We start from the raw sequence: 587 nt of genomic DNA, 5'->3' as shown, positions 1-587 counted from the left end.
TGCCGGCGCGAGCCGCGACGTCACCTTCAGCTATACCGCCACCGATAACGACGGCGGCGTCAGTGCACCCAAGACGGTCACCATCACCGTGACCGGCACTAACGACGCCCCGGTCGCCGTCGCCGATACCCAAACCACCGGCGAGAACAGCGTTCTCAGCGGGCAGGTGCCGGCAGCGACCGATATCGATGGCACCATCGCCGGTTACGACCTGGCGACGGATGTCGGCACCGGCAACGGCAGCCTCAGCTTTAATAGCGACGGCAGCTACAGCTTCACCCCCGGTGCCGACTTCGACGCTCTCGCTGTTGGCGAGAGCCGCGACGTCACCTTCAGCTATACCGCCACCGATAACGATGGCGGCGTCAGTGCACCCAAGACCATCACCATCACCGTCACCGGCACCAACGACGCGCCGGTGGCTCAGGCAGGCACGGCCACGACGGAAGAGAACACACTACTGACCGGCCAGGTGCCGGCGGCATCGGATGTCGATGGCACCATCGACAGCTACCAACTCGTGGACAACGTCGGTGACGGCAATGGTTCATTGACGTTCAATGCCGACGGCAGCTACAGCTTCACGC

Annotated in this window: 1 protein-coding gene; it reads left to right on the top strand. The window is 64.1% G+C overall.

The genetic code is table 11. From position 1 onward, the window contains the following. On the top strand, positions 1-587 hold a 587-nt coding region (locus tag BTW07_RS19220), incomplete at both ends, for an Ig-like domain-containing protein (RefSeq protein WP_167369308.1).

Source organism: Salinicola socius, from assembly GCF_001937195.1.
In the GTDB taxonomy this organism is placed as follows: domain Bacteria; phylum Pseudomonadota; class Gammaproteobacteria; order Pseudomonadales; family Halomonadaceae; genus Salinicola; species Salinicola socius.
Note: the sequence above shows the minus strand (reverse complement) of the source record. Positions and strands in the feature narration are given on the sequence as shown.